This is a genomic window from Paenibacillus sp. FSL L8-0641, assembly GCF_038006265.1.
Taxonomy (GTDB): Bacteria; Bacillota; Bacilli; order Paenibacillales; family Paenibacillaceae; genus Paenibacillus; species Paenibacillus polymyxa_D.
Genome location: NZ_JBBOUW010000001.1, coordinates 1938702 through 1960938 on the forward strand (window position 1 = coordinate 1938702; position 22237 = coordinate 1960938).

18 protein-coding genes, 1 tRNA gene and 1 pseudogene are annotated in these 22237 nt (G+C 43.3%); 13 read left to right on the forward strand and 7 right to left on the reverse strand.

The genetic code is table 11. From position 1 onward, the window contains the following. Positions 1-89: 89 nt before the first annotated feature. The gene (locus tag MKY16_RS08765) at positions 90-608 is read right to left on the reverse strand and encodes a hypothetical protein (RefSeq protein ID WP_209949812.1); all 519 of its coding nucleotides are present in this window, start codon (positions 606-608) and stop codon (positions 90-92) included. Between the two features lie 297 nt (positions 609-905). On the opposite strand from MKY16_RS08765, the gene MKY16_RS08770 reads away from it, so the two are divergent. Both MKY16_RS08770 and MKY16_RS08775 read left to right on the forward strand, forming a co-directional pair. After that, entirely contained in the window at positions 906-1421 is a 516-nt protein-coding gene (locus MKY16_RS08770) for a hypothetical protein (RefSeq protein ID WP_209949811.1), read from the forward strand. Between the two features lie 70 nt (positions 1422-1491). After that, positions 1492-2010: a GNAT family N-acetyltransferase gene (locus tag MKY16_RS08775; RefSeq protein ID WP_340955041.1), complete on the forward strand. Its 519-nt coding sequence runs from the start codon at positions 1492-1494 to the stop codon at positions 2008-2010. A gap of 14 nt (positions 2011-2024) precedes the next feature. Here the strand turns inward: MKY16_RS08775 and MKY16_RS08780 are convergent, their stop codons facing one another. Beyond that, positions 2025-2465, reverse strand: coding sequence for an N-acetyltransferase (locus tag MKY16_RS08780; RefSeq protein WP_209949809.1), 441 nt, complete (start codon positions 2463-2465; stop codon positions 2025-2027). Between the two features lie 376 nt (positions 2466-2841). On the opposite strand from MKY16_RS08780, the gene MKY16_RS08785 reads away from it, so the two are divergent. Beyond that, positions 2842-2926, forward strand: a tRNA-Leu gene (locus tag MKY16_RS08785). Positions 2927-3018: 92 nt separating this feature from the next. Here MKY16_RS08785 and MKY16_RS08790 read toward each other — a convergent pair. Next, a complete protein-coding gene (locus MKY16_RS08790) occupies positions 3019-3549 on the reverse strand; it encodes an NAD(P)H-dependent oxidoreductase (RefSeq protein WP_165145368.1) in 531 nt (176 codons plus the stop codon). A gap of 191 nt (positions 3550-3740) precedes the next feature. Between MKY16_RS08790 and MKY16_RS08795 the strand changes: the two genes are divergently transcribed. Beyond that, complete coding sequence (locus MKY16_RS08795; RefSeq protein ID WP_165145371.1) at positions 3741-4097, forward strand: winged helix-turn-helix transcriptional regulator; 357 nt, start codon at positions 3741-3743, stop codon at positions 4095-4097. A 219-nt stretch (positions 4098-4316) separates the two neighbouring features. Beyond that, entirely contained in the window at positions 4317-5498 is a 1182-nt protein-coding gene (gene fabV, locus MKY16_RS08800; protein WP_029516672.1) for an enoyl-ACP reductase FabV, read from the forward strand. A 112-nt stretch (positions 5499-5610) separates the two neighbouring features. Here the strand turns inward: fabV and MKY16_RS08805 are convergent, their stop codons facing one another. Then, positions 5611-5814, reverse strand: a complete 204-nt coding sequence (locus MKY16_RS08805) for a hypothetical protein (protein WP_069011059.1) — start codon at positions 5812-5814, stop codon at positions 5611-5613. A gap of 168 nt (positions 5815-5982) precedes the next feature. On the opposite strand from MKY16_RS08805, the gene MKY16_RS08810 reads away from it, so the two are divergent. The 3 genes and pseudogenes from MKY16_RS08810 to MKY16_RS08820 all read left to right on the forward strand — a co-directional run. Beyond that, the gene (locus MKY16_RS08810) at positions 5983-7134 is read left to right on the forward strand and encodes a sn-glycerol-1-phosphate dehydrogenase (protein ID WP_340884984.1); all 1152 of its coding nucleotides are present in this window, start codon (positions 5983-5985) and stop codon (positions 7132-7134) included. A 197-nt stretch (positions 7135-7331) separates the two neighbouring features. Continuing rightward, entirely contained in the window at positions 7332-8438 is a 1107-nt protein-coding gene (locus MKY16_RS08815; RefSeq protein WP_039270176.1) for a GntR family transcriptional regulator, read from the forward strand. 267 nt (positions 8439-8705) lie between these two features. Beyond that, a pseudogene (locus tag MKY16_RS08820) lies at positions 8706-9088 on the forward strand (ribulokinase); the annotation flags it as partial. Positions 9089-9294: 206 nt separating this feature from the next. Here MKY16_RS08820 and MKY16_RS08825 read toward each other — a convergent pair. Beyond that, positions 9295-9879, reverse strand: a complete 585-nt coding sequence (locus MKY16_RS08825) for a helix-turn-helix domain-containing protein (RefSeq protein ID WP_007429779.1) — start codon at positions 9877-9879, stop codon at positions 9295-9297. A gap of 296 nt (positions 9880-10175) precedes the next feature. Between MKY16_RS08825 and MKY16_RS08830 the strand changes: the two genes are divergently transcribed. The 4 genes from MKY16_RS08830 (at position 10176) to MKY16_RS08845 (ending at position 19248) form a co-directional block, all read left to right on the forward strand. After that, on the forward strand, positions 10176-13418 hold the full coding sequence (locus MKY16_RS08830) for a hypothetical protein (RefSeq protein ID WP_340955044.1): 3243 nt from the start codon (positions 10176-10178) through the stop codon (positions 13416-13418). 71 nt (positions 13419-13489) lie between these two features. Next, a complete protein-coding gene (locus MKY16_RS08835; protein ID WP_340955046.1) occupies positions 13490-13912 on the forward strand; it encodes a hypothetical protein in 423 nt (140 codons plus the stop codon). After that, positions 13881-18908, forward strand: a complete 5028-nt coding sequence (locus MKY16_RS08840) for a polymorphic toxin-type HINT domain-containing protein (protein WP_340955048.1) — start codon at positions 13881-13883, stop codon at positions 18906-18908. Before MKY16_RS08835 ends, MKY16_RS08840 begins: the two co-directional genes overlap by 32 nt. Positions 18909-18924: 16 nt before the next feature. Further along, positions 18925-19248 (forward strand): hypothetical protein, encoded by a 324-nt coding sequence (locus MKY16_RS08845; RefSeq protein ID WP_069292099.1) that lies wholly within the window; start codon positions 18925-18927, stop codon positions 19246-19248. A 62-nt stretch (positions 19249-19310) separates the two neighbouring features. On the opposite strand, the gene MKY16_RS08850 is transcribed toward MKY16_RS08845, so the two are convergent. Further along, positions 19311-20195, reverse strand: coding sequence for an IS3 family transposase (locus tag MKY16_RS08850; protein ID WP_340843720.1), 885 nt, complete (start codon positions 20193-20195; stop codon positions 19311-19313). Then, positions 20150-20464, reverse strand: a complete 315-nt coding sequence (locus MKY16_RS08855; protein ID WP_025722639.1) for a helix-turn-helix domain-containing protein — start codon at positions 20462-20464, stop codon at positions 20150-20152. Before MKY16_RS08855 ends, MKY16_RS08850 begins: the two co-directional genes overlap by 46 nt. 594 nt (positions 20465-21058) lie before the next feature. Here MKY16_RS08855 and MKY16_RS08860 point away from each other — a divergent pair. Then, positions 21059-22195: a polysaccharide deacetylase gene (locus MKY16_RS08860; RefSeq protein ID WP_340955051.1), complete on the forward strand. Its 1137-nt coding sequence runs from the start codon at positions 21059-21061 to the stop codon at positions 22193-22195. The last annotated feature ends 42 nt before the right edge of the window (positions 22196-22237 follow it).

Sequence of the window (22237 nt, forward strand, 5' to 3'; positions counted from 1 at the left end):
TTGTCGTAAGATAATAGGTGTTCAAAGATGTAAAACATAGTCCCTGTAAAAAGGATTACGTTTTTGATATGCTCCATTGGCTGTTTAGTTTATTTAATCGTAGAAGAAACTCTATAGTCGAACAATTGACCAACATCAGCATCAGTTGCTTCTACTAACAAGTAGTAAGTTTCTCCAGCTTTAAGATTTAAACCTAAACGGTATTGACGTTCTTCTGCACTTCTTTTCACGCTTCCATTACTGTCAGCCACACTAAGCCTCATCCATGCTTTGGGATATATCTCTCCTTGAATATTAAATTCGTAGAATCCAGACTGAGAAGCTGTAAACTTATAATAATCGACAAAGTCATAATAGCCTGCATATCCTCCAGGGATTTTTCTTCCTAAGCTCCCATAGATATCGATTCCATCTCCTACTGTTATTTCACTGGTAATCTCATCAAACCAGTTATTAGGCTCTGTGTCGGCGTACCAAGAATTAGAAGGCTGGATAGATTCCTTTTGTAATGCGGGTACTGCTTCTTGAGCTTCTTGAGCAGATGCAACGGCGGTGGATGTGCTTAATAGAAGTGCAAGACCTAGTGTAGAAAAAACTGCCTTTTTCATTTAATCATCTCTTCCCTTCTTTTATTTTGGGATTTATACAATGGAATTTGCTAATCCCATCCAGTATTATATAGTTTATTCCAATGAATTGGAATAAAAATGTAACAATAAACAAAAATATATATATTTTTGTCACAATTATGCGTTTTTACAAATTTATCAACTAAACATCAATTAAGAGTTAGCCAACTTACTGTATACTATAAAATCCCGTCTTAATATGCTTTTGTGAAAAGGGGCATCCTATTTTAGGAGTAACACAAGCTATGTTATACTCAACAACTGGGGGTGAGAAAAATGTTCGACCCGACCGTTTTTGATAATTTAAAAGTAGCCATGGAAAATGCAGTTTATGATCTGGATAATTTGGATTCACGTATTGACATTACACAGCGGATCGACAGATTGGAAATGTCCGTGATGTCACGTGAATTTGTTGTCCAATTCAGACTGAGAGAACACCCGAGTGTGACAGCAGAGGTTCAACTAAAGGCGGATTTAAACAACTTGGCTGCGGAAATTTTGGAAATCAAAGATCAAATTCCGGGATGTCTCTTGTTGCTGAGTTTTTACATGGAAATTCGTGAAATTGAGTCACAATGCAACCGGATTGAAAATATACTGACCGAAATTTGGAAGCCCGATCTTCGACCGGTACAAACGCTTAGTCAGATTTACGGAGAGAGGACATCTACATACCAAAACAGGATTGAACTCCGATTTTCCAGACAAATTAACGAAGATCAGATGGAAGACATTCCAGAGCTGTTGGAACACATATTGCTGACGCTTATGGAATTAAACAAGGTCTAAAGGGTTAGGACCGTAATGTAAATAACATTAGTAGACCAACAAGTTAACGTTAGAGGAGTTGAAAGTATAAATGAATGAACTTGAATTCTCTCAAGTATATGCGATTATGGAGGCTTCTTTTCCTGAAACGGAATGCAGGACATTCGAGTCACAGAGGGCTCTTCTTCATCATCCGTGTTATCGTTTACTTACCAAAAAAGACGAACAAGGGCAAACAATAGCTTTTTTGGCGGGCTGGGAGTTTACAGATTTTCGGTTTGTAGAGCATATTGCCGTAGATTCGGCTATACGGGGTGGCGGGTTAGGTAAAGAGCTTATGAGCAAGTTTATTTTACAGTCCGGTAAACCGGTAGTGCTGGAAGTTGAGCCACCAGTGGATGAATGGACTCAGAGAAGAATTGGTTTTTATGAACGTTTGGGGTTTCATCTGAACCATTTTGACTATGTACAGCCCCCTTTAAGAGAAGGACAGGCTGATCTGCGGCTTCAAATTATGAGCTATCCAGGTGCGTTGGCTGAACAGGATTTTGCTCCGTGTAAAGAGATTTTATATACCGAGGTCTATGGGTTAAATAAGAAGACTATATAGCTAAAGGTACTTCATTATCGTTCATGATTTGTCCATACCATTACAAATTCTTTCTCGTCAGTTTCGGCATCCACAGATTCTGCTTGAACGGTAAATCCATTTTTAGTATAAAAGTTAAATGCTTTCGTGTTTGACTGATACACCTTTAATTGAATTTCGTCATGCTGCTTCTTCACCCAATCTAATAGCAGCTTGCCATAGCCTTTCCTTTGAGAATCAACACGTATAAACAGAGCCGCCAAGTATCCATCCAACATGGAAACGAAGCCGCCAATGCTATGATCATCTTGTATGATAACGTAGTTTTGAGCGAGAGGAAGGTACCTGTTTTCCATCTCGGTAACTTGAGATGTCCAATATTGCGGAGCAATAAAATGATGGGCTTCTATGGAAGCATCTAGCCAGATGGCTGCCAACTCGTTGAGCTCTTCCACATTTGCGGGTCTAATCGACATCGTGTCACCTCTTCACAGTACAGTATGTAATCTTATAGATGATGTTGAAATAAAAAAGACCGTCCGAGGACGGTCTTTTTACCCGTGGCGCTTAATTAAAGCTTTGATCCGTATCCCGCGCCTCCGTCAACTCTGTAAATTAGAGAATAACGGACCGGGTAAGGGATACGCTCAACATGTGATTATTGATGTTGACGCACCTCCTTTCCTGATGGACCCATTTTACCATATCTGGTTTGTGATATCCAGTGATTTTCTTATATTTACGGGAATGATTCATAGAAAATATAAGATAAAAATAGCTTGATTTTATGTTCTATGGAAGATATAATCTAAATTACCGTGATTGAAAAACATCGGTGTGAATACATAATATGCGGTCGTGGCGGAATTGGCAGACGCGCACGGTTCAGGTCCGTGTGGGCTAACCCCCCGTGGAGGTTCGAGTCCTCTCGACCGCATCATGCCTAACATTTACAGGTTCTTGGATTGGCTGGATGCCACCAAGAGCCTGTTTTTATATGGGTAAGATGCGTGTACTATTATAACTATTTTATTTATACTGAAATATATATTTGATATAATCCTTTGCACTCTGATTAATGTCTTCGTCACTTGCTTGAAACGAGGCTCCAAAGACAGCGAAATAGGGTAATGTTATGGCGCCAACATGTACTGCGCTTGCTTTAAAAGGTGCTATAACTTCATCAACAGTGAAAGAAACGGAACCAGTAGGTATGTAATTTTCTTTTTTATCGCCAATGGACATGGCTATCCCTAGCTTCTTTCGTTTTAACTTATCACCTTGTGAACCATAAGCCCATCCGTGAGTAAAAACATCATCAAACCACTTTTTTAATAAAGGTGGGTAACTATACCAATATAAAGGGAATTGAAATATGATATTACTATGTGTTTCAAGTAACTTTTGCTCTCTCAAAACATCAATGCTCCAGTTTGGATACTCTTTATAAATCTCATGAATTGTAATTTCATTGGTATACTGAAGTAATTCTTGTTTCCATCTTTGATTTACTCTGGAATCTTCAATATTCGGATGTGCTAAAATCACGAGAGTCTTCATCATAAATCACCTTTCTTACGTAACATATTTGCCTTAGTAGATGCTCTATTATTATTCTGTATGCTTTAAAAAAAGTAAATACACACAATAAAGTAAGATAGTTACTTGAAAGTGTGCATTGGACTTAGAGTGATGATATGCAATTATAGATTAGATAAACTTTGTTATTTTAGCGTTGAAAAGGTGGTACTATGAAACAATATAATTTAGGCATAGAAGCAACACTTGAGATCATCGGAGGTAAGTGGAAATCCTTAATCATATGCTTACTAATGTCTGGTAGAAAGAGGACAAGTGAATTACAGCGTAGTATTCCAGGCGTTTCTCAAAAGGTTCTTATACAGCAGCTCCGTGAACTTGAGAAGGATGGCATCATTGGCAGACATGTGTATAATCGGATGCCTCCAAAAGTGGAGTATTATATAACGGAATATGGTATAACAGCAAATGAAATAATTGATTTAATGTGTACCTGGGGAAGAGCGAATATCAAAAAAAGACAACAGCAAGGAGAAGATGTAATGTTGCTAGAAAGTGAGCCAAAATGAATAGTGGAGTGAAAGAGCGCTGTAGACTATGATGTTTACGGCGATTTTCTTTTTTTTCATAGAGTCGGTAGTTCGGGGATGTCTGTTGTCGTAGTATATGAACGGTTACCTTCAAGACTATGTTATATGTTGAGCCACAAGCTGATTTGCTATATAGTAATGACTGGACAACCATTCCATCCATATTAAATGAATGCCAAAGTAGGGGGACCATTTACAATGATTATTAAACCGAAAATTCGTGGTTTCATATGTACGACTGCACATCCTGCAGGATGTGCGGCTCATGTTAATCGTCAGATCAACTACATCAAAGACAGTACATCAATACAAGGAGCTAAAAAGGTACTTGTGATCGGAGCATCTACTGGATATGGGCTGGCTTCTCGTATTGCTGCGAGCTTTGGGCTGGGAGCGGATACCGTAGGGGTATCCTATGAACGTCCCGCATCAGAGGGGCGCACGGCTTCAGCAGGCTGGTATAATACAGTAGCCTTTGAAAGAGCGGCCAGAGCAGCTGGCTACATAGCAGAAAGCATTAATGGAGATGCTTTTTCTCATGAAATTAAGCAGGAGACATTGAAGCTGGTAAAGGAAAAGCTGGGCAAGGTAGACCTGATTGTGTATAGTGTCGCTTCACCGCGACGGACACATCCCGATACGGGTGAAACTTTTAATTCCGTTCTCAAGCCTATCGGACAGTCTTTTTCTAATAAAACAGTGAATACGAATACAGGTGTCGTATCAGAAATTACGCTGGAACCGGCTACGCAGGAGGAAATTGAGAACACCATCACGGTAATGGGTGGCGAAGATTGGTCCTTGTGGCTAAAAGCGTTGGAAGAAGCTGATCTGCTGGCTGAAGGGGTAACCACACTGGCTTACTCGTATATTGGTCCCGAAATTACGGAGGCTATCTATCGTAAAGGAACCATTGGCCAAGCTAAAAATGATTTGGAAGCTACAGCACATACTCTAACAAAGCAACTGGAACGTTATCATGGAAAAGCCTACGTTTCTGTGAATAAAGCTTTGGTTACACAATCCAGTTCGGCTATTCCAGTCGTACCATTGTATATTTCTTTGCTGTTTAAGGTCATGAAGGAAAAGGGACTGCACGAGGGATGTATTGAGCAGGCACAACGTCTGTTCGAGACGCTATACAGTGGGTCCACGGTGGAAACGGATGAAGAAGGACGCATCCGTCTGGATAACTGGGAAATGAGAGACGATGTACAGCAGGCTGTCAAAGCAGCTTGGTCCGAAATTACTACAGAAAATGTATCTGAATTGGGCGATCTCGAACAATACCGTCTGGATTTCCTCCAATTATTTGGATTCGGGTTTGATGAAATTGATTATGAATTAGATGTTAACCCAGAGGTAGACACGACTTCATAAGTGAATATGTGTAAAATAAAAACGGGTACTCTCAAGCGATGCAATTGGCTTAAGAGGCCCGTTTTTTTATATTCTAGCAAAATACAAGTTGCACTCGTTTCACTAACAGCATTTATCGAGAATTAGACGTGGAAAGCGACTTACGGTGCAGCAAGCGAAAAACGGCAATGGTAATGATAATCCCCGCAATGCCAAAGATTGCAACAGAAGTCAGGGCCCGGTAAGCTTGCCAGCCGAACAAAAATGCAATACCACTGCCAAACGTTGTACCTGCCAGTAACCCAAGTGCGCAGGCAATATCCGTTCCAAATTTCATAAACATGTTCCTTTCGAATGTATAAATTAAAAAGTAACTTGTACTTTTTCTCTGGACTTAGACACACACTTGTGCGTACAATTAAATAGTAATCGTTTTCAAACGGAATCTATTAATCATTATGTATCATTCTTGTGCAAATTATTCCTTTTTCAGGAGGCTGATGAAATGAATATGAATGAACAGATCAAGCTGTGGAACGAAGAGGCGCAGGCTAGTAACGCTGATCATCCTCACCGAAAGGTTGAATTGTTTATTGAGGTACGAGATGGAGCATTGGAGGCTGTTGTTCCTTATTTGAACCAACAGGATTATCGTCATGTAACTCTGGTAGAAGATGAGCATACTTCGGTTGCGGCTGGAAAAAAAGTAGCTGAGCTGATCCGGGAGGCAGGTTTGACAGTTGATGTAGTCCGTTTACCTCCGAATGCTGTAGGGGATGTCATTGCTGATGAAACCTACATTATGAAGGTGCTGCTGGGTGTGGCGGATAAGAGTCAGGCTGTACTTGCTGTAGGTTCTGGCACGATTCATGATCTGGTTCGCTTCGTATGTTATAAAATGAATCGTCCCTTCTTGTCAGTACCGACGGCTGCTTCGGTGGATGGTTTTACCTCCGCAGGCGCACCACTGATTGTGGACGGCAGCAAGCAGACATTCCAAGCAGTTCCGCCAGAGGCGATCTTTGCTGATTTGTCCGTGCTGGCAAATGCGCCACAGACGATGACTGCTGCAGGTTTTGGCGATATGCTTGGTAAGTTCACCTCACTAGCGGACTGGCATGTTTCCAGAGATTTGGGAAACGAGCCGTATTCGCCTGTGGCTAATCGCATTACCGAGGAGGCTTTGCGTGCCTGTGTAGAGCATGTCGATGAGATTTCGGCAGGCAGCAAGGCTGGTGTCGAGGTATTGATGAATGCGCTGATTGCATCCGGTATTTCGATGCTGATGATAGATCATTCCCGTCCAGCGTCAGGGGGAGAGCATCATATTTCCCACCGAATTGAAATGGATTTTATTGCAGAGGGACGCAAGCAAGTTTTGCATGGTGCCAAAGTAGGCGTAGCATCCGCATTGCTGTCTGACCTGTACAGGGATTTAGCATCCAGTCAAGATGTAGAGGCTTTTAAGGTGTATCAGGCTTTGCCTACGTCGGAGCAGATGCGTGCATGGCTGGCTCAGGTCGGAGGCCCATCTACCATTGCCGAGCTAGGAGTTACGGAGGAACAGCTCGCTCGTGCATTGCGCACGGCTCATACCTTGCGTGATCGCTATACTGGGCTCAAGTATATGAACGAACATCAATTGCTTCGTTCGTAATGTGCAACATCTACGTAAATTGTCCTTAGATATTCAGCCAATCTTGTGTGGCAAGGAAGGGATAAGCGAATGGGTTTACACCTCCGGCAGCAATACGAGGATATCCTGCTCCTGTGACATTTGTATGTACAAATGAACGGTATGCTATAATCGTGGAATATAAACAGGTACACGATATTGCGAGTACGGAGGAAATTATGGCGCCAAAATATATACAAGTTAAACAGGAAATTTTGTCCTGGATTCATTCATCCAGACTTGAGCCGCAAAGTCAGCTTCCATCTGAGCATGAAATGTCTGAACGTTTTGCCGTTAGTCGGCAAACGGTGCGTCAGGCGCTGGGTGAGCTGGTGCAGGAAGGCTGGCTGTTTCGGATGCAGGGCAAGGGAACCTTTGTTGCGACACGTGACAGTAAACAGCCCGAAGATCCAAAGATTATTGGAGTCATTACAACCTATATTTCGGATTATATTTTCCCATCCATTGTACAGGGAATTGAATCCAAATTGAGTCGCCAGGGCTACAAGATGCTGCTGTCAAGTACAGGTAATGACCCTGAGCAAGAAAGTCAGTGCCTGGAAATGCTGTTAAGTCAACCGCTGAGCGGAATTATTATTGAACCGACCAAAAGTGGAGAGCGTAACCCCAATCTGAACTATTATTTAACCGTGGAAAATCGCCAAATCCCTTATTTGATGATCAATGCGCGTTATGAAGAAATGGATGCGCCATGTCTGCGAGTAGATGATGAAAAGGGTGGTTTTTTGGCGGCCGAGCATCTGATTAAGCTGGGACATCGACGCTTGGCCGGATTTTTCAAAACCGATGATATGCAGGGGATTCTTCGTATGAAGGGATTTGTTGCCGCTCACCGCAAATACGGAGTGACATTACACCCGAACGCAGTAACGACTTACCGGACAGAAGAAAAAAATGAGATTCCGCTACAACGTGCGTCGAGGCTGCTGGCGATGGAGGCGGGGGAGCGTCCTACTGGATGGATGACCTATAATGATGAGTTGGCTGTTCGACTCCTGGATATTGTACGTTCGGCGGGTCTGAATATACCCAATGATCTATCGCTGGTTGGGTTTGATGATTCGTTTTTGGCGACAGCAACAGAAATCAAGCTAACGACAATTCGGCATCCAAAGGAAGAATTGGGGTTACGTGCTGCCGATACCATGCTGTCGATGATTGAAGAGAAGGGGTACCATGAAGAAGATCGTCAGTTAATTCTACCGCCTGAGCTCATCGTTCGTGAATCTACAGGGCCTGTCCAGGTCATGCCTGGAGAACACTAGGCTGGGAGATCAGTCACTTTTATTACTTAACATGTAAGGACAGGTTAGTAAGTATACAGCTGTAACGCTTCATATTTGATGGGCATGGTTCTCGCCATACCGAACAGTCTGTTTTCTGGATTGCAGAAATAGACTGTTATTGTTATATCTTTTCTGAAAATAAGTACATAAATCTATCGAAAAAACATAAAAAGGTTAGCTAAGTTGTACGTACAACTATATAATGAAAGCAGAACCAAGAATAAAGGGTCAATGCAATCGGTCTGTAACCGTTCTCTGTTGGTCGACACTAACCTGACAGGGCTTATTGTCGGGTATACGTTGCTGACGTAACCGGACGGGAATTTATTTAAGGTTGCTGCTTCCACCCAAACTCCTGCGCTGGGTGCGGCCATGTTCGCAGCAGTGGCTGCGGGAGCTGAAACTGGAGGATACAATGATATCATCGAAGCAGCGCGTCATATGGCACGTGTACGGGACGAGAGCTTCAAACCGATCCCTGAGAACGCGGCCGTGTATGATAAGCTGTACGAGGAATACTGCCGTCTTCATGACTACTTTGGACGTGGAGCAACCCTGTGATGAAAAAGCTAAAGTCCATTAAGGAAGAAGCGGGACGTTCAACTGAAGCGGTAAGCATTCATTCTTAAGATACTGATAAAATATAAGCAAGAAATATTTAAATGCTCTGTTATCTAAAAAGCACAGTACACCGAGGAATCGGTAGACTGTGCTTTTTGCATTTTATATTCTGTGAAATTACATGATGTGAAAGTCTCAGCGAATGAAAGATGGTAATGCGTTCCTTTCAAAGACTTTCATGAAAATTACAATCATTTCTCTTTTACGGACATTTTTACTTTTTCAGCATGGCATCAGCAAACAAAATGGATTTTGGAATACGGAAAAACTGTTCCGCCTGATCCTGGAAAGTTTGCGAAGGAACGGTACCCTGATGCAACCATTTCCGAAATGTACCGGGGTGAACTCCAATCCAATGACTCACATCGGTCACCGAAATATCATGTACCATGCATAGACCCGCCAAAATCCGATTTTTAACCGGAGAACGAGTCACAGTCCGTTTCATAAAACGGGACGGCGCTGGTTGACAGATGAGTGGTGAACGCCGGACAACCTCTTCATTAAATAGGATATGGTGCGGATAACCAAGTGTATTACACGTCTTTTCCAGATTAGTGTTGCCGGGAATGCGACCTTCATATACCCACGCACTGACACTACGGGAGGAAATAGAAAGCTCCTCGGCAAGTTGGGACAGTTTAATGTCATTAGCCATCAAAACGGCAAGCAAAACGCGATTGCGCACTTGACAGCGTGTTGGTTTACGAAAACGTTTGACACGCACGCCTTTTCCCAAATATTTGCGATTGATCAGAGACCACGCCTGAATGGAATGTTTATCTTGTTGTTTAGGCATATACCCTCCGATTTTTTTTAACCACATACTACTATACCCGAAGGGGGGTTTGCAAGTGACTCCTCTCCTGATTTTCTTTTAATCCCATGGGCTTAACCGGTTTATGGAAAATAAGGTCCATTTGGCCTATAAAAATGGAAGTTTAAGGTGTCGATATATTAAATTGTAACATTATTAATGGAAATGGAGGTAATATGTTCTTTTCGTACGATTGTAAGGATGTACAGAGAGAAAAGTGGGTCTTTGCAGCCCAACATGCATTTTTTTGACGAGAAAAAGGGAGGTTATACAGCTAGATGATTTGTAAAAAGGTAATGGTATGGTTTCTGACGGCACTTTTGGCAACGAACACCTTGCTGTGCTTGTCTAGTGTGGCAGGAGCGGAAAAACAAGGTTTAAAGGACGGAACGCAACTGGACCAAGCAGATTTGGTACAGAAGGAACAGGAGATCACTAATGAAACAGTTTCTTTTGATCCGCCAACTTCTGTAACAAACAGCGTTTATAATGCACTCATGATGAGCTTGGCGGCAACGGTGGAGTATACGTCAATCGTTATCGAACCTGGGGAAACCTATGAATTCGAGAATACAGATACGATCAGTAAGTCCATATATAGCAACGCTTCTCAATCAAAAGGCATTTTGTACGATAGTGTAAGTTACAAAGAGGACGGAGACATCAGCACTGTCCATATGGACTATGGCATAAGCCCCATTGGTGTTCCTGGGGGAGGCACAGCGTTTATTACGAATACAGGAACAGCAGCATTAACCGTAAAAGTAACGGACGTCTTCACATACAGTACATCGGAGGACCCGGCACTAGAGCGAGTTACGCTCTCTAAAAATGAAAGCTATCGGATTGTGAATGAAGGATGGACTGCACGTTCGATTCAGCATGATGGTTCAAATGCAGACAATCGCCGTTTTGATTACGCAAAATACAAGGCAGACGGAACTTTATCCGCATCTGATCTTAATAGCATTGCTCATCCCTCTTTGGGTGATGGCGAGGAACTGATTATTACAGGCGCAACTTCAAATGCGGTGACTTTAGGGTTTCCATACGGAAAATACAGTATAGAGAGTACCGGAGAGCCGGCTTATGCGCGGGTTACCCTAAATCAGGGGGAAAGCTACCAATTTATCAATGTGGGAACCCGATTGGATACGGTGGAAAGTGACGGTACATCTAAAGATAAACTTGACTATGTTGTTTATCTGGCAAACGGAACAGAGGCTTCACGCGGCAGTAGTACTACGGCGAAGCCGCAGATTGCTGTGGACAGATACGCGGTAATTACCCAGGTCACTGCAAACCCGGTGACATACGGGGCTCCGTATCGCAATTTTATTGCCCGTCCAGTGGGTGGAGATGCAATTAGCCGTGTGGAGCTTGAGGTAGGCAAGAGCTACATTTTCCACAACAATGGTACGCTGATGAATCCGATCTACAATAACTCCAAAAAGGTAGGAAGCTTGTTCGACTATGCTATTTACAAGCCGGATGGAACGGTAAATTCCTCTGGTTTTAACAGCCAGTCTGGTCCCATGATCCCGCCTTCGGGATATGCCATTGTGACTGTGATCGGTCCGAATCCTATTATCTTTGATTATACAGATGATTTTTCCTGGGAAACGAGTAGCCATCCTGCTTTCTTGCGGGTAACACTTTCGAAAGGTGTAAGTTATGCTTTTACCAATATTAGTGATCATTTGAGGAATCTGCACAGCACAGCCAAAACTGTTAAAGGAAAATTTGATGTGGTCCTGTATAAAGCAGATGATACAGAGCAATCCAGGCGCAATACCGGGAACTCAACCTTTTTGGTTGGCGCAGGTAAAAAGGCCAGTGTGACGGTAACCAGTGACACGCCAATCACGTTTGGGGGTATCTATCGGAGCTTTAAGGCCAGCGAAGATGATAATGGTATTGGGCAAACGACGCTGGAGCCGGGAGATTCGTATGAGTTTCGTAATCATGATAGTCAATCGAATTCATTGCGGCATGACAAAAGTAGTGGAAGTGCACGCTTTGATTCGGCAAGTTATAAAGTACTTCGATTACTGACATCAGATCATTTCAACAATACAGTGGACCCAGAGATTGTCGCTGGCGGTAAAGCCATTGTCACCAATGTATCCGATCGGCCAATTACCTTTACCTATAGCAATAAGGTGGAGGCTTTGCTTAGCGGGCAGGCTGCCTTCCATCGAATTACACTAAAACGCGGTGAAAGCCGGAAATTTATAAATGTAAGCACTTTGGACAAGGCCCTAGACGTCATTTCAGTCAGCGGTATGAAGTGGAATTACATGAATTACAAGGCAGACGGGACGGTATACAGTCAGGCCAGTGATACGACTCAATTGCCGTTGGTACAGGCTGGAGGTTATGCCATTGTAACGACGGTCTCGGATGTACCCGTGACTTATGGAGCTGTGTTAGGAATATTCGACGTTGAGGATGCTCAGGTGCCAACAGGCAATCAGGTTACCATCAAGCAGGGAGAAAGCTATGTATTCCATAATGTTGGCTCACAGGCTTCCTCATTAACCACAGATGCTTCAAACGAAAGCCGTCTCTATGACTATGCCATGTATGGAGAAGGTAGCGGTGTGAATTCCAAGGTGGATAGGGCAGGTATGGATGCTTCTCTACCTGAAATCTCACTTGGAGCAGGAGGTACGCTTGTTGTAACCGTCACTTCGCCGCAAGCTGTAACCATTCATTTCAACAATGACATTAAAGCAGATCCAAGCACAGAACCAGCATTATTAAAAACGTCTTTGTCTGGCGGCAAGCAGGAAGTATGGATCAATCGCGGGAGCCAGGAAGCACCTGTTTTGACGAATGCGAAAGCAACGGGTGGAACATATCAGTTCACTGTTGCAGATCGTGCTGGAAAAGTGATTAGAGAACATAAAGAGGCGACAGATACTCAACAGCAAGTGCCAGCTAACGCAAATATTCATCTTTCCGTAGCTGCAACTACTCCTGCTGTTAACTTTGGAGCGCCTTATCGTGTGTTTGCTGTAAAAAATAACGATGACAGCAAGCTGGACGAGCTAATTGAGCTTATAGATAAGGAAGCTGACTTTACGGTAGGCCAACAAGGGAAATATCGGTTTACACCCAAAGAAGACGGGATTTACCGTTTTGCGGTGAAGGAGAAATCCAACTTTGCTGCGCAGCAGCCAATTCTAGCCTTGTTTACGGACCCTGATTTTAGTAGTCAGCTTGTCTCCTCAACTGAACAAGCACAAATATATGGTTGGGATTACACGGTCTTAGAGTATGAGATGAAGGCAGGTCAAACGGTTTATGTGAAGCTGTCAGAAATTAATAGCGGTGCATTACAAACTGTAATTAAGGCAGCCCATATGGCGCTTGGCAAAGATACTTCATACGAATACGGCAAAGGAAACCGACTGAATAAAGTTATTTTATTCACCGGTGATCAAATTCAACTGGATTATGACTTAAACGGAAACGTCATTAAACGGACAAAAAAGGTATTTCCTTTTACAGATTAAAAGGATGTCTTGGCTTCGAAAAAATATAACAGATCATTAGATGTATAGGCATTATTAATAGGGGTGAGCGAGTGTTTAAACGTTATATTTGTAGTCTACTATGTGTGCTGATGTTGCTGGGTCCATGGAGCACATGGGCATATGGAGAAGAAGGACACGGAGAGGCAGCAGCTTCTCAATCTTCTTCGTCTTCTACTCCGCAGATTATTACCAGAGCATGGCTTGCACAGCAAACAGGTAAGGATCAGGCTTGGGTCAATGCACAGTTATCCAAAGGCTATACCTTATATGATATTTATAAAGCATGGCAAAAAGATGGTGGAGAAAATTCATTACCAGAACAAAGTCCAAGCTTGTGGGTACAGCAGAATGAACTGACATTGGGCATAAATGCAAAGGTGGAGCCTTCCGATGAGTCGGCTGCGCTGAAGGAGGGTGAAAAGCCCGCTCAGGCTACCCAGGATGAAAAGGCAACATCAACATCCACTAGATAAGGAAGAGGGTAAAGAGCCGGCTCCAAACACGACTGAGATGGATATCCCATCTATACCCCGAGTAAATGATTCCGTATATGCTCCGACTCTAGGAGAAAATGGACTGATCGGGCAGGATTTACTTCAACAAAGTTTATTGCAGGTATCTGCTACAACAGATGTCTATGCTCCTTTTGATCAGGTGGCGATTGCACAAAGTAGGCTAAGTGATGATACTTCGCGTTATGGGCTGGATTACGGTGACAACAGTGTGTCCACCGCTTCAGGACAGCTTGTCGTGCAAAATACGGACTTGGTGTTGCCGGGTTCATTACCCTTTGCACTGACTCGTGTGTATAACAGTTCATTGGCAAGTAACCAGCTTGGTGTGCAGCAAAATGAAGGGTTGTATACAAACACAAGTGCGATCCGCGAGGAAGAAGCAGCTTCTGGTCTGGGGAGAGGCTGGAAATGGGATCTTCCTCATATGCAGAAACAGGATGGTAAACGGTATTTGTATATTCCGGGAACAGGCTCCTATGAACTGAGAGATGATTTGCAGCTAGAAGGATATGCATACAAAGATCTGAAGATCAGTACAGATCAAAGCGCAAGTGTGCAGGGAGTAAGCAGTGCGTACAAAATAGCAGTGTTGAATGGAAATGACTATTATATCGATCAGGACGGTTATTTGATTTTAATCCAGGATGCGTATAAGAATCGGGTGGAGTTTGATTATACAAGTTCTGGTGGAGTAAAGCTTATTCGATCGATTCGAAACAGTGATGGCAAAGAGCTTGACTTCACTTACAATGCCGGGCAAATTGTTGTTAAAGAGCAGGGCACGGACCATCAGTACACCTATCGCCAAAGTGGCGAGGGAAGCAGCAAGGTGCTGTCAGAAGTGTTGGATTCTCTTTCCAGAAGCACAAGCTATGCGTATACATTCATGGACGCTCCTTTTAATGTGGTCGTAGATGGTGAAGGAAAGACTGGAGCCCTACAGCAAAATGCATCGGCGTTGCTTACACGAATTGTACGACCTACTTCATCGATCACAGACATTCGTTATGAAGCATTTAACAAGCAGATAGGTGTATACGGTACACAAGGCGTGTTCAAGGTGGTTTCACGCGCTGATATGTACAGTACAACCGCAGGCAATCGTTTTTTAAATAAAATTGATTTCACCTATTCCGGAGAAGATCTAGCCAACTATGGGAAAAACGCTGAATGGACGGTGGTTGCCAAAGGGACACGTACAGCGGAAACCTTTCATTTCGGTAAAGTCTTTAGAGGAGATAACACACCGGACAAGCTTGTTCTAAACAGCTATGATCAAGAGGGAGATTCTACCGGCTATCATATAGATTACACGTATAATGATGCCATGGATTGGAATTTGCCTGTGCAAATGCAAGAGTCCTATACGGAGGGAGGTTCTTCGTCAGAACCTGTAACGACCTCCTATGACTACAATGAATATGGTCTTCCTTTGAAAATATCCCAAAGTACGGGATCGGAGACTGTTCATACGTATAAAACCTCTAATGAGCCTTTTTTCTGGGTTCAACCCGCTCAGACGGTCAACAAAATAAGTGAAGGAAAAACGTTGACGACGGTTCGCACCTACAAGTCAGAGGGCAATTTGTATGAGCTAAAAAACTATGAAGGCACAGAGCAAGGAAAGCTATTATCGCACAGCTCTACTTTTTACAATACAAAAGGGAATGTAAGCAGCCAGAAAACTCAAATTGACGACAGAAGCGATGCTAATGTGTCTATTGATTATGATTCTCCTTATGGTTCTCACCTCCCAACAAGGCAGCTTTTGCCTAAAGGTGTTGAGTATACGTATGATTACTATCCGACCGGAGAAATCAAGTCCCAAACAGATGCCAAACGCAAAACGGAGTCTTATGTGTATGACGCAATGGGGCGTGTAACCAAGGTTACTTATCCGGACGGCACTCAAACTGTCGTGGTGTACAAGGATGATAAGAATGATGTCACTGTTACCGGACCCGATGGTGTAAGCGTTGAAAGATTGTACAATCCGTTCGGGCAGATGCTCCAGCAGCAGGTGGATGATGCAATCTATGGATATGGTTATGATGATCATGGAGATATGGTAGAAAGCACGGATGCCGAACAAGCAACCACTCGCTATGCCTATGATGCTTTTGGACGACCTGTAAAGACGACCTATGCGGATGGAACAACAGATACCATGGCGTATAATGCAGTGGATCGTACTGTCACTCAGACGGATGCGTCCGGTTATCGTGTGCGTGAAGTATCGGATGCTTTAGGTCGTGTGACCTCCACACAAGAGGCTAAGAATGGATCATTTCAGCCGCTGGAGTCTTTAGCTTACAATAATGCGGGTATGGTCACTAGCCGGACGGATGGTAACGGTCAACGTATGATTTATGATTACGATGCTCTGGGACAAATGACTTCGGTCACAGATCCATCCGGGCAGCAGGTTAGCTATATGTATGATCTGGCCGGAAATTTGAAGACTGTTCAGTATTCTGATGGGCAAAAGAATGTGTATTCGTATGACGAACTGGGCAGACGTACGTTACTTGAGAAATCAAGTGGGGGAACTACGTTAAATATTTACGATACGGATGGTAACATCACCCGTATGTTGACAGGAAAATCGGAGGCCATTACCTTTCAATATAACGCTGACGGATTAGTTACCGAAGCGGCGGGTCCCGATTTTAAAACCAATTACACCTATGACAGCGCAGGACGAAGAACCAGCATGACTGATGGTCAGGGAACCACCACCTATGCCTATGATTTATCAGATGGAGCGTTGACTGGGCTGAAGTACCCTGATGGAACGCACATCAGCTATGAATACAACAAGCAGTCTCGTACAGGCTATGTGCTAACAGATGCTGCTGGCACGTCTATGCACGTTCAATCCAAGCTGGATAGTGTGGGCCGAGTTACCCAAATGGACATTAGCGCTGGGGCCGGTGCGGCAAACGCGCAGAGCCTTGCAGGAGCGACGGCTGCTGCGGGTGGATCCCTGGATAGCATGACGTTTGATTATGCACCGAATGGTTTGCTGAAAGGTCAGGCTTCGAGCAGAGGGCTGAGTACGCGATTCAGCTATAACGGACTGGATTTGTCCGGGGTTACGGTGGAGCAAGGCGGTACACCGCTACACCAATTTGGTTATGAACGGGATGGGAATAAAAACATCATCGGACGTACACAAAACGGAACAACGGACCAATTTGGGTATGACCCGTCAAACCGTATTGCCAGCGAAGCCGCAGGTGAGAAGAACAAGACCTATGGCTACGATTCAAACGGGAACCGAAGCGCCGAAGGCAGTGGCAAAGTGTTCGGTATGAAAAACGCTGAATATATGTATGATTCTGTCAGCCGTCTGACAAAGGTGAGCGGTGAAGGCAAAGAGGTCGGGTACAGCTATAACGGAGACGGTCTACTGTACGAGCGTACAGAGGGCGGAGAAACGACTCGGTATTACTATGACGGAGAAGCGAAGCTAATTGCGGAAGCCGAGGTCCAAGGTGGAACAGCGAAAATCATCTACGCTTATGTGTATGACTTGTCCGGTCAACTGTGGGCCAGACAAGACAAAGCAAGTGGACAACTGCAATACTATCAGTTGAATGGCCACGGTGATGTGGTAGGACTAAGTGATAGTTCGGGCAAGGAACTAAATAGCTACAGCTACGATATCTGGGGTGGCCCGGAGAAGGTCAAAGAGACCGTTCCGAACGTGCTGCGTTATGCTGGCGAGTATTGGGATGACACGACTGGGCTACAGTACCTACGGGCTCGCTGGTACGATCCCGGCACAGCACGTTTTATGGGTGAGGATACGTATCAGGGAGAGATCAGCAATCCGCAGAGCTTGAACTGGTATGCGTATGTAGCCAATAATCCGCTTGGATATGTAGACCCTAGTGGGCATGAACTTATGCCTACGACTAAAGGCGGAATATTTTATACTAACCAGAAGACGGCTATTCATTGTCAAAGAGTAGGCATGGGGACATGCTGGAATGAGTTTAAAGCAGGAACTATTCAGGCATCCACGGCTGTAGCCAATTTCTTGATTGTAGATGATATAAACACGATACTTGATCCCAAATCGTCCGCATATGACAAAACACTTGCTCTGGCAGGATTTATACCTGTTGGTAAGTTTGTTAAAGGTGGAAAATTGATCATACAGCTGACGAGTAAGGAGGGAAGATATGTTGAACGTTCTGTTGAATTGACAGAAAAAAATCTGAAATCAGCCAAGGCACTCCCTTGTAATTGCTTTACGGCGGGGACTAAAGTTCAAACAGACGAAGGGGAGAAGAATATCGAAGACATTGAAGTCGGAGATAAGGTTCTCGCCAAGGATGAAGTAACAGATGAACAGGCTTACAAGGAAGTCACGCATCTGTATCGAAATGATAAGGAGATCACCTATGAACTTACGGTAGGCGATCAAATTATCGAAACAACCGAAAACCATCCGTTTTGGGTTGAAGGTAAAGGTTGGGTCTTAGCAGCTGACTTACAGGTAGGGAATAAGCTACAGCAAAGCAACGGAAATACCTTGACGGTGGATAAAATCAATATTGTAAAGCATGATGAGAAGGTTAAGGTGTACAATTTTACAGTCGATGACTTCCACACCTACTTTGTTAGTGATTTGGGGATTTGGGTTCATAATATCAACTGTAATCCTTTTGATCTAACAAATTCTAACTTGTCAAAATGGAATAAAGGAAGTTTCGATTCCGTAGGGGATTCGGCAATCTCTCACTTTAAGAAGCATGGGACAGAGGTAGGGGCCGAAGATGTAGCCCAATATATCAGAAAAGCTGAAGGGTTTGCTCAAAATCTGCGTGGTGCTACAAAAAAACCTGTGGATGGAAAAGTACAGGGAGTAATTAGATACAAGAAGAATGGAAAGTATATTGATTTAGCCCCGGATGGTACAATTATTTCGTTTGGAAAACAATAAAACGGTGGGTGGTATTTTGGAACATTGGAAAACTATGAATATTACAGGTATTTCCAGAATTGAGAAATGCGTTGCGGAATTTCAAGTTTGGGAGTTGAATAAGATTCCATTTGGAAAATTTAAGGTAAAAGTCTACGAGCGACCGAATGGTACTTTCGCAGGTTTCACGAATATCCAACTTAAAAGTCTTGAGGATGATTCTGCGGAGAGTGGAGTTGGGTTTGGTAAGACAATCTCAGAAACATTAGAGGATACAGTTAAATATTTTATGGGTATGCTTAACGCAAGAGATAATCTTTCCGAAGATGATTTTGATTGGTCTCATCCCGATGATTTTTAATATTGTTGACCTCAAGGGGAAATCTGGTCAATACCCCATTTTATAGACACTGAAAAAAGACCCTAGGCTATAAGCTGCTTCCGATACTCTTTCGGAGGCAGCTTATTTAACTTTCGTTGTGGGCGACATTGGTTGTAAAATCGAATATATTCTTCTATTCTCCTTTGTGCCTCGTCCATATTTCGGATATCATATGGGTAGAGCCCTTCCGTTTTGAGATGCGAGAAGAAGCTCTCCATCGAGGCATTATCATAACAATTGCCTCGGCGAGACATGCTGATCCGGGCGCCAACCTTTGGCAGCATGTCATGGTACGCATGGGACGTGTACTGGAATCCCTGGTCGCTGTGAACGATGAGGCCAGTCACGTCTTTTTGCTGTTTAAAGGCTTGTCGAAACGTCTGTAAAACCAGTTCGTTATCATTTCTATGGCTCATCTGGTACGCGATAATTTCGTTATTGAACAAGTCTTTAATCGCAGACAGATATAGCCAGCAATCTCCCACACGATATTGCGTGATATCTGTGACCCATTTTTGATTAGGTTTGTCCGCCTTGAAATCCTGTTTTAGCAGATTTTTCGCCATACGACCTTTCGTAGAGGAAGCATAGTTGCAGCGATGTTTCCGGCGAATTTGTGAGCGGATTCCCAAGACCTGCATGAGCCGGAGTACCTTTTTATGGTTCATCCAGACTCCATGATCGTGCTGCAAAAATAGTTGGATTTGGCGATAGCCGTAGACCCCGTTATACTGCTCATACACTTTCTTCACAAGTGCTTTCGCGTCCCGATCTCGATCTGCTCCTCTACGCTTTAAGAAGGCGTAATATCCACTTCTGGAGACTTTGAAAAGCGTACACAGTTTGCTAATAGGATAGTCTTTCGCAGCTTTCTCAATGGTTATATATTTGTGTGCTTCATCTCCTGTATCCAGATTTCCAAACACTTTTTTAGCATGTCATTTTCCCGTCTCAGCTTCTGTACATACCTATCCTGGTCGATATACTCCTTACGCCGTCCTCGCTGGTCCATGAGCCCGAATTCACCGAGTTGCTTGTATTTGCGCATCCATTCTTTTAATCGATGTCGATCTGCGATTCCAAACTTCTCCATGAGTCTACGATACGTCCAACCTTCTTCAATATGGAGTCGTATGGCCTCTACCTTGGTTTCAAACGTATACTCGTTAAACTTTGTTCCCTTTTTCGCCGGCATAAAAAATGCACCCCTTAGATTTCATCGGATAAACCAGGGGTTTATTCCAATGTCTATTCTAAGGGGTGCACTGCAAATCTTCTTGGGGTTTTTTTTGTGATTCACATTATTTTCAATTAGGAATTCTCTCTCATTTAAAAAAACACGAGCAGGTTCGAGAAATATTATAAATGATAACACAGACAGTTTCCTAACGGGTAAAGGGCAAGTGATCTGTTCTAGCCATTAATACTGTGTACAAAATACATGAAAGACTTGTTTCATAGGTTCTAGTTCCAAAAAAGCAATTTATTAATTGTATCCATCCTCTAACTCAATAGATTTATTCACAACTTTGTAACCTTCTTTGGCAGTGGGGTTGCGAGATTGTTTTCAAATTGTTTTACTATATTTACCTACTATAGTCTGGTAATCTATTAATATATATAGGGGGCCAAAAGACGTCCGGTTCAGTCGGTTGAGATGCGTTTATGTTCTATATGTTGAGTGAATGTCTATATTGCCATGTCTATATCGTCATGTCTGTATAACTTCATAGACAAGCTAGAGATAGCTCCCGCACATTATAAAATACAGCACAGGATGGTGTAATGGATGAAGCTTTTAAAAGTAAAATGGATGGCTGTATGCTTGATGGCAATCTGTTGTTTGGGTTTGCTAGGTATACATACGAATACGGCGAGTGCACAAGCGAAGGCTCCTTTGCTGGGGGTCAATGATGTGTTACTAGATTCGAATACAATTCAGCCCGTAATGAAAAATGATAAGCTGTATGTTCCTATCGTTACGTTAGGGCAAAAGATGGGGATTTCTACTTCGGCCAACGGAAATACATTGGTACTGACTGGACATAATCGCAGCTTTACGCTGGATTTAAACAAGGGGGATGTGTTCGAGCATGAAGGACGTACAATGGTGCCAATTCGCACTTTGACAGATGCGTTCGGCTTCACTATTACACTTCCAACAAGTAATCTGTATCGAATTCAGAACGCAAATGCTAGTTTGTCTGATGCTCAGTTCTTGAATACATTCGCGGCAGAAATTAAACAGTACGCAGCTGTCAAGCCAGGCAAAACTAGCAATACAGGCAGCACGGGAAATGCCAAGCCTAACAGCCGCACCATTTATTTGAGCTTTGATGATGGTCCTACAGCGCATACGTCGCAGCTGCTGGATATTCTGGACAAATATAATGCCAAGGCTACGTTCTTCATGCTGGGACCTGAAATTCGCCAACATAGCGCAGTGATGAAGAGAATGGTAGACGCAGGGCATGGTTTGGGCCTACATGGGATGACACACCAGGTGAAAAAGATCTATGCATCCCCGGCAGCAGCATTGGCAGAGATGAATCAGGATAACGACATTTTATTTAAGGCCACAGGGAAACGCACTTCTTTGATTCGTACACCTTATGGCAGCAAACCGTATTTGAAGAAAGCATATCGTGATCAACTGACGGGTGCAGGTTATCATATTTGGGACTGGAACATCGATTCCAATGATTGGCGTTATACTAAAAATCCACAGCATTTTGTACAGACGGTCCTGAGTGATATTAAGAGACTGAAAAAGCAAGGCAGAACACCAGTCGTTCTTATGCATGATAAGCCATCTACGATCAAGGTGCTTCCACAAATCATGGCTGCTTTGCAGAAAGAAGGCTATTCGTTCGAGCCGTTGAATGATAACCTGACTCCGCTTAATTTTTGGAATGATCATCGTTAATTGAATAGCATGAAAGAAAAGGCACCTTTTCAACCATTTATA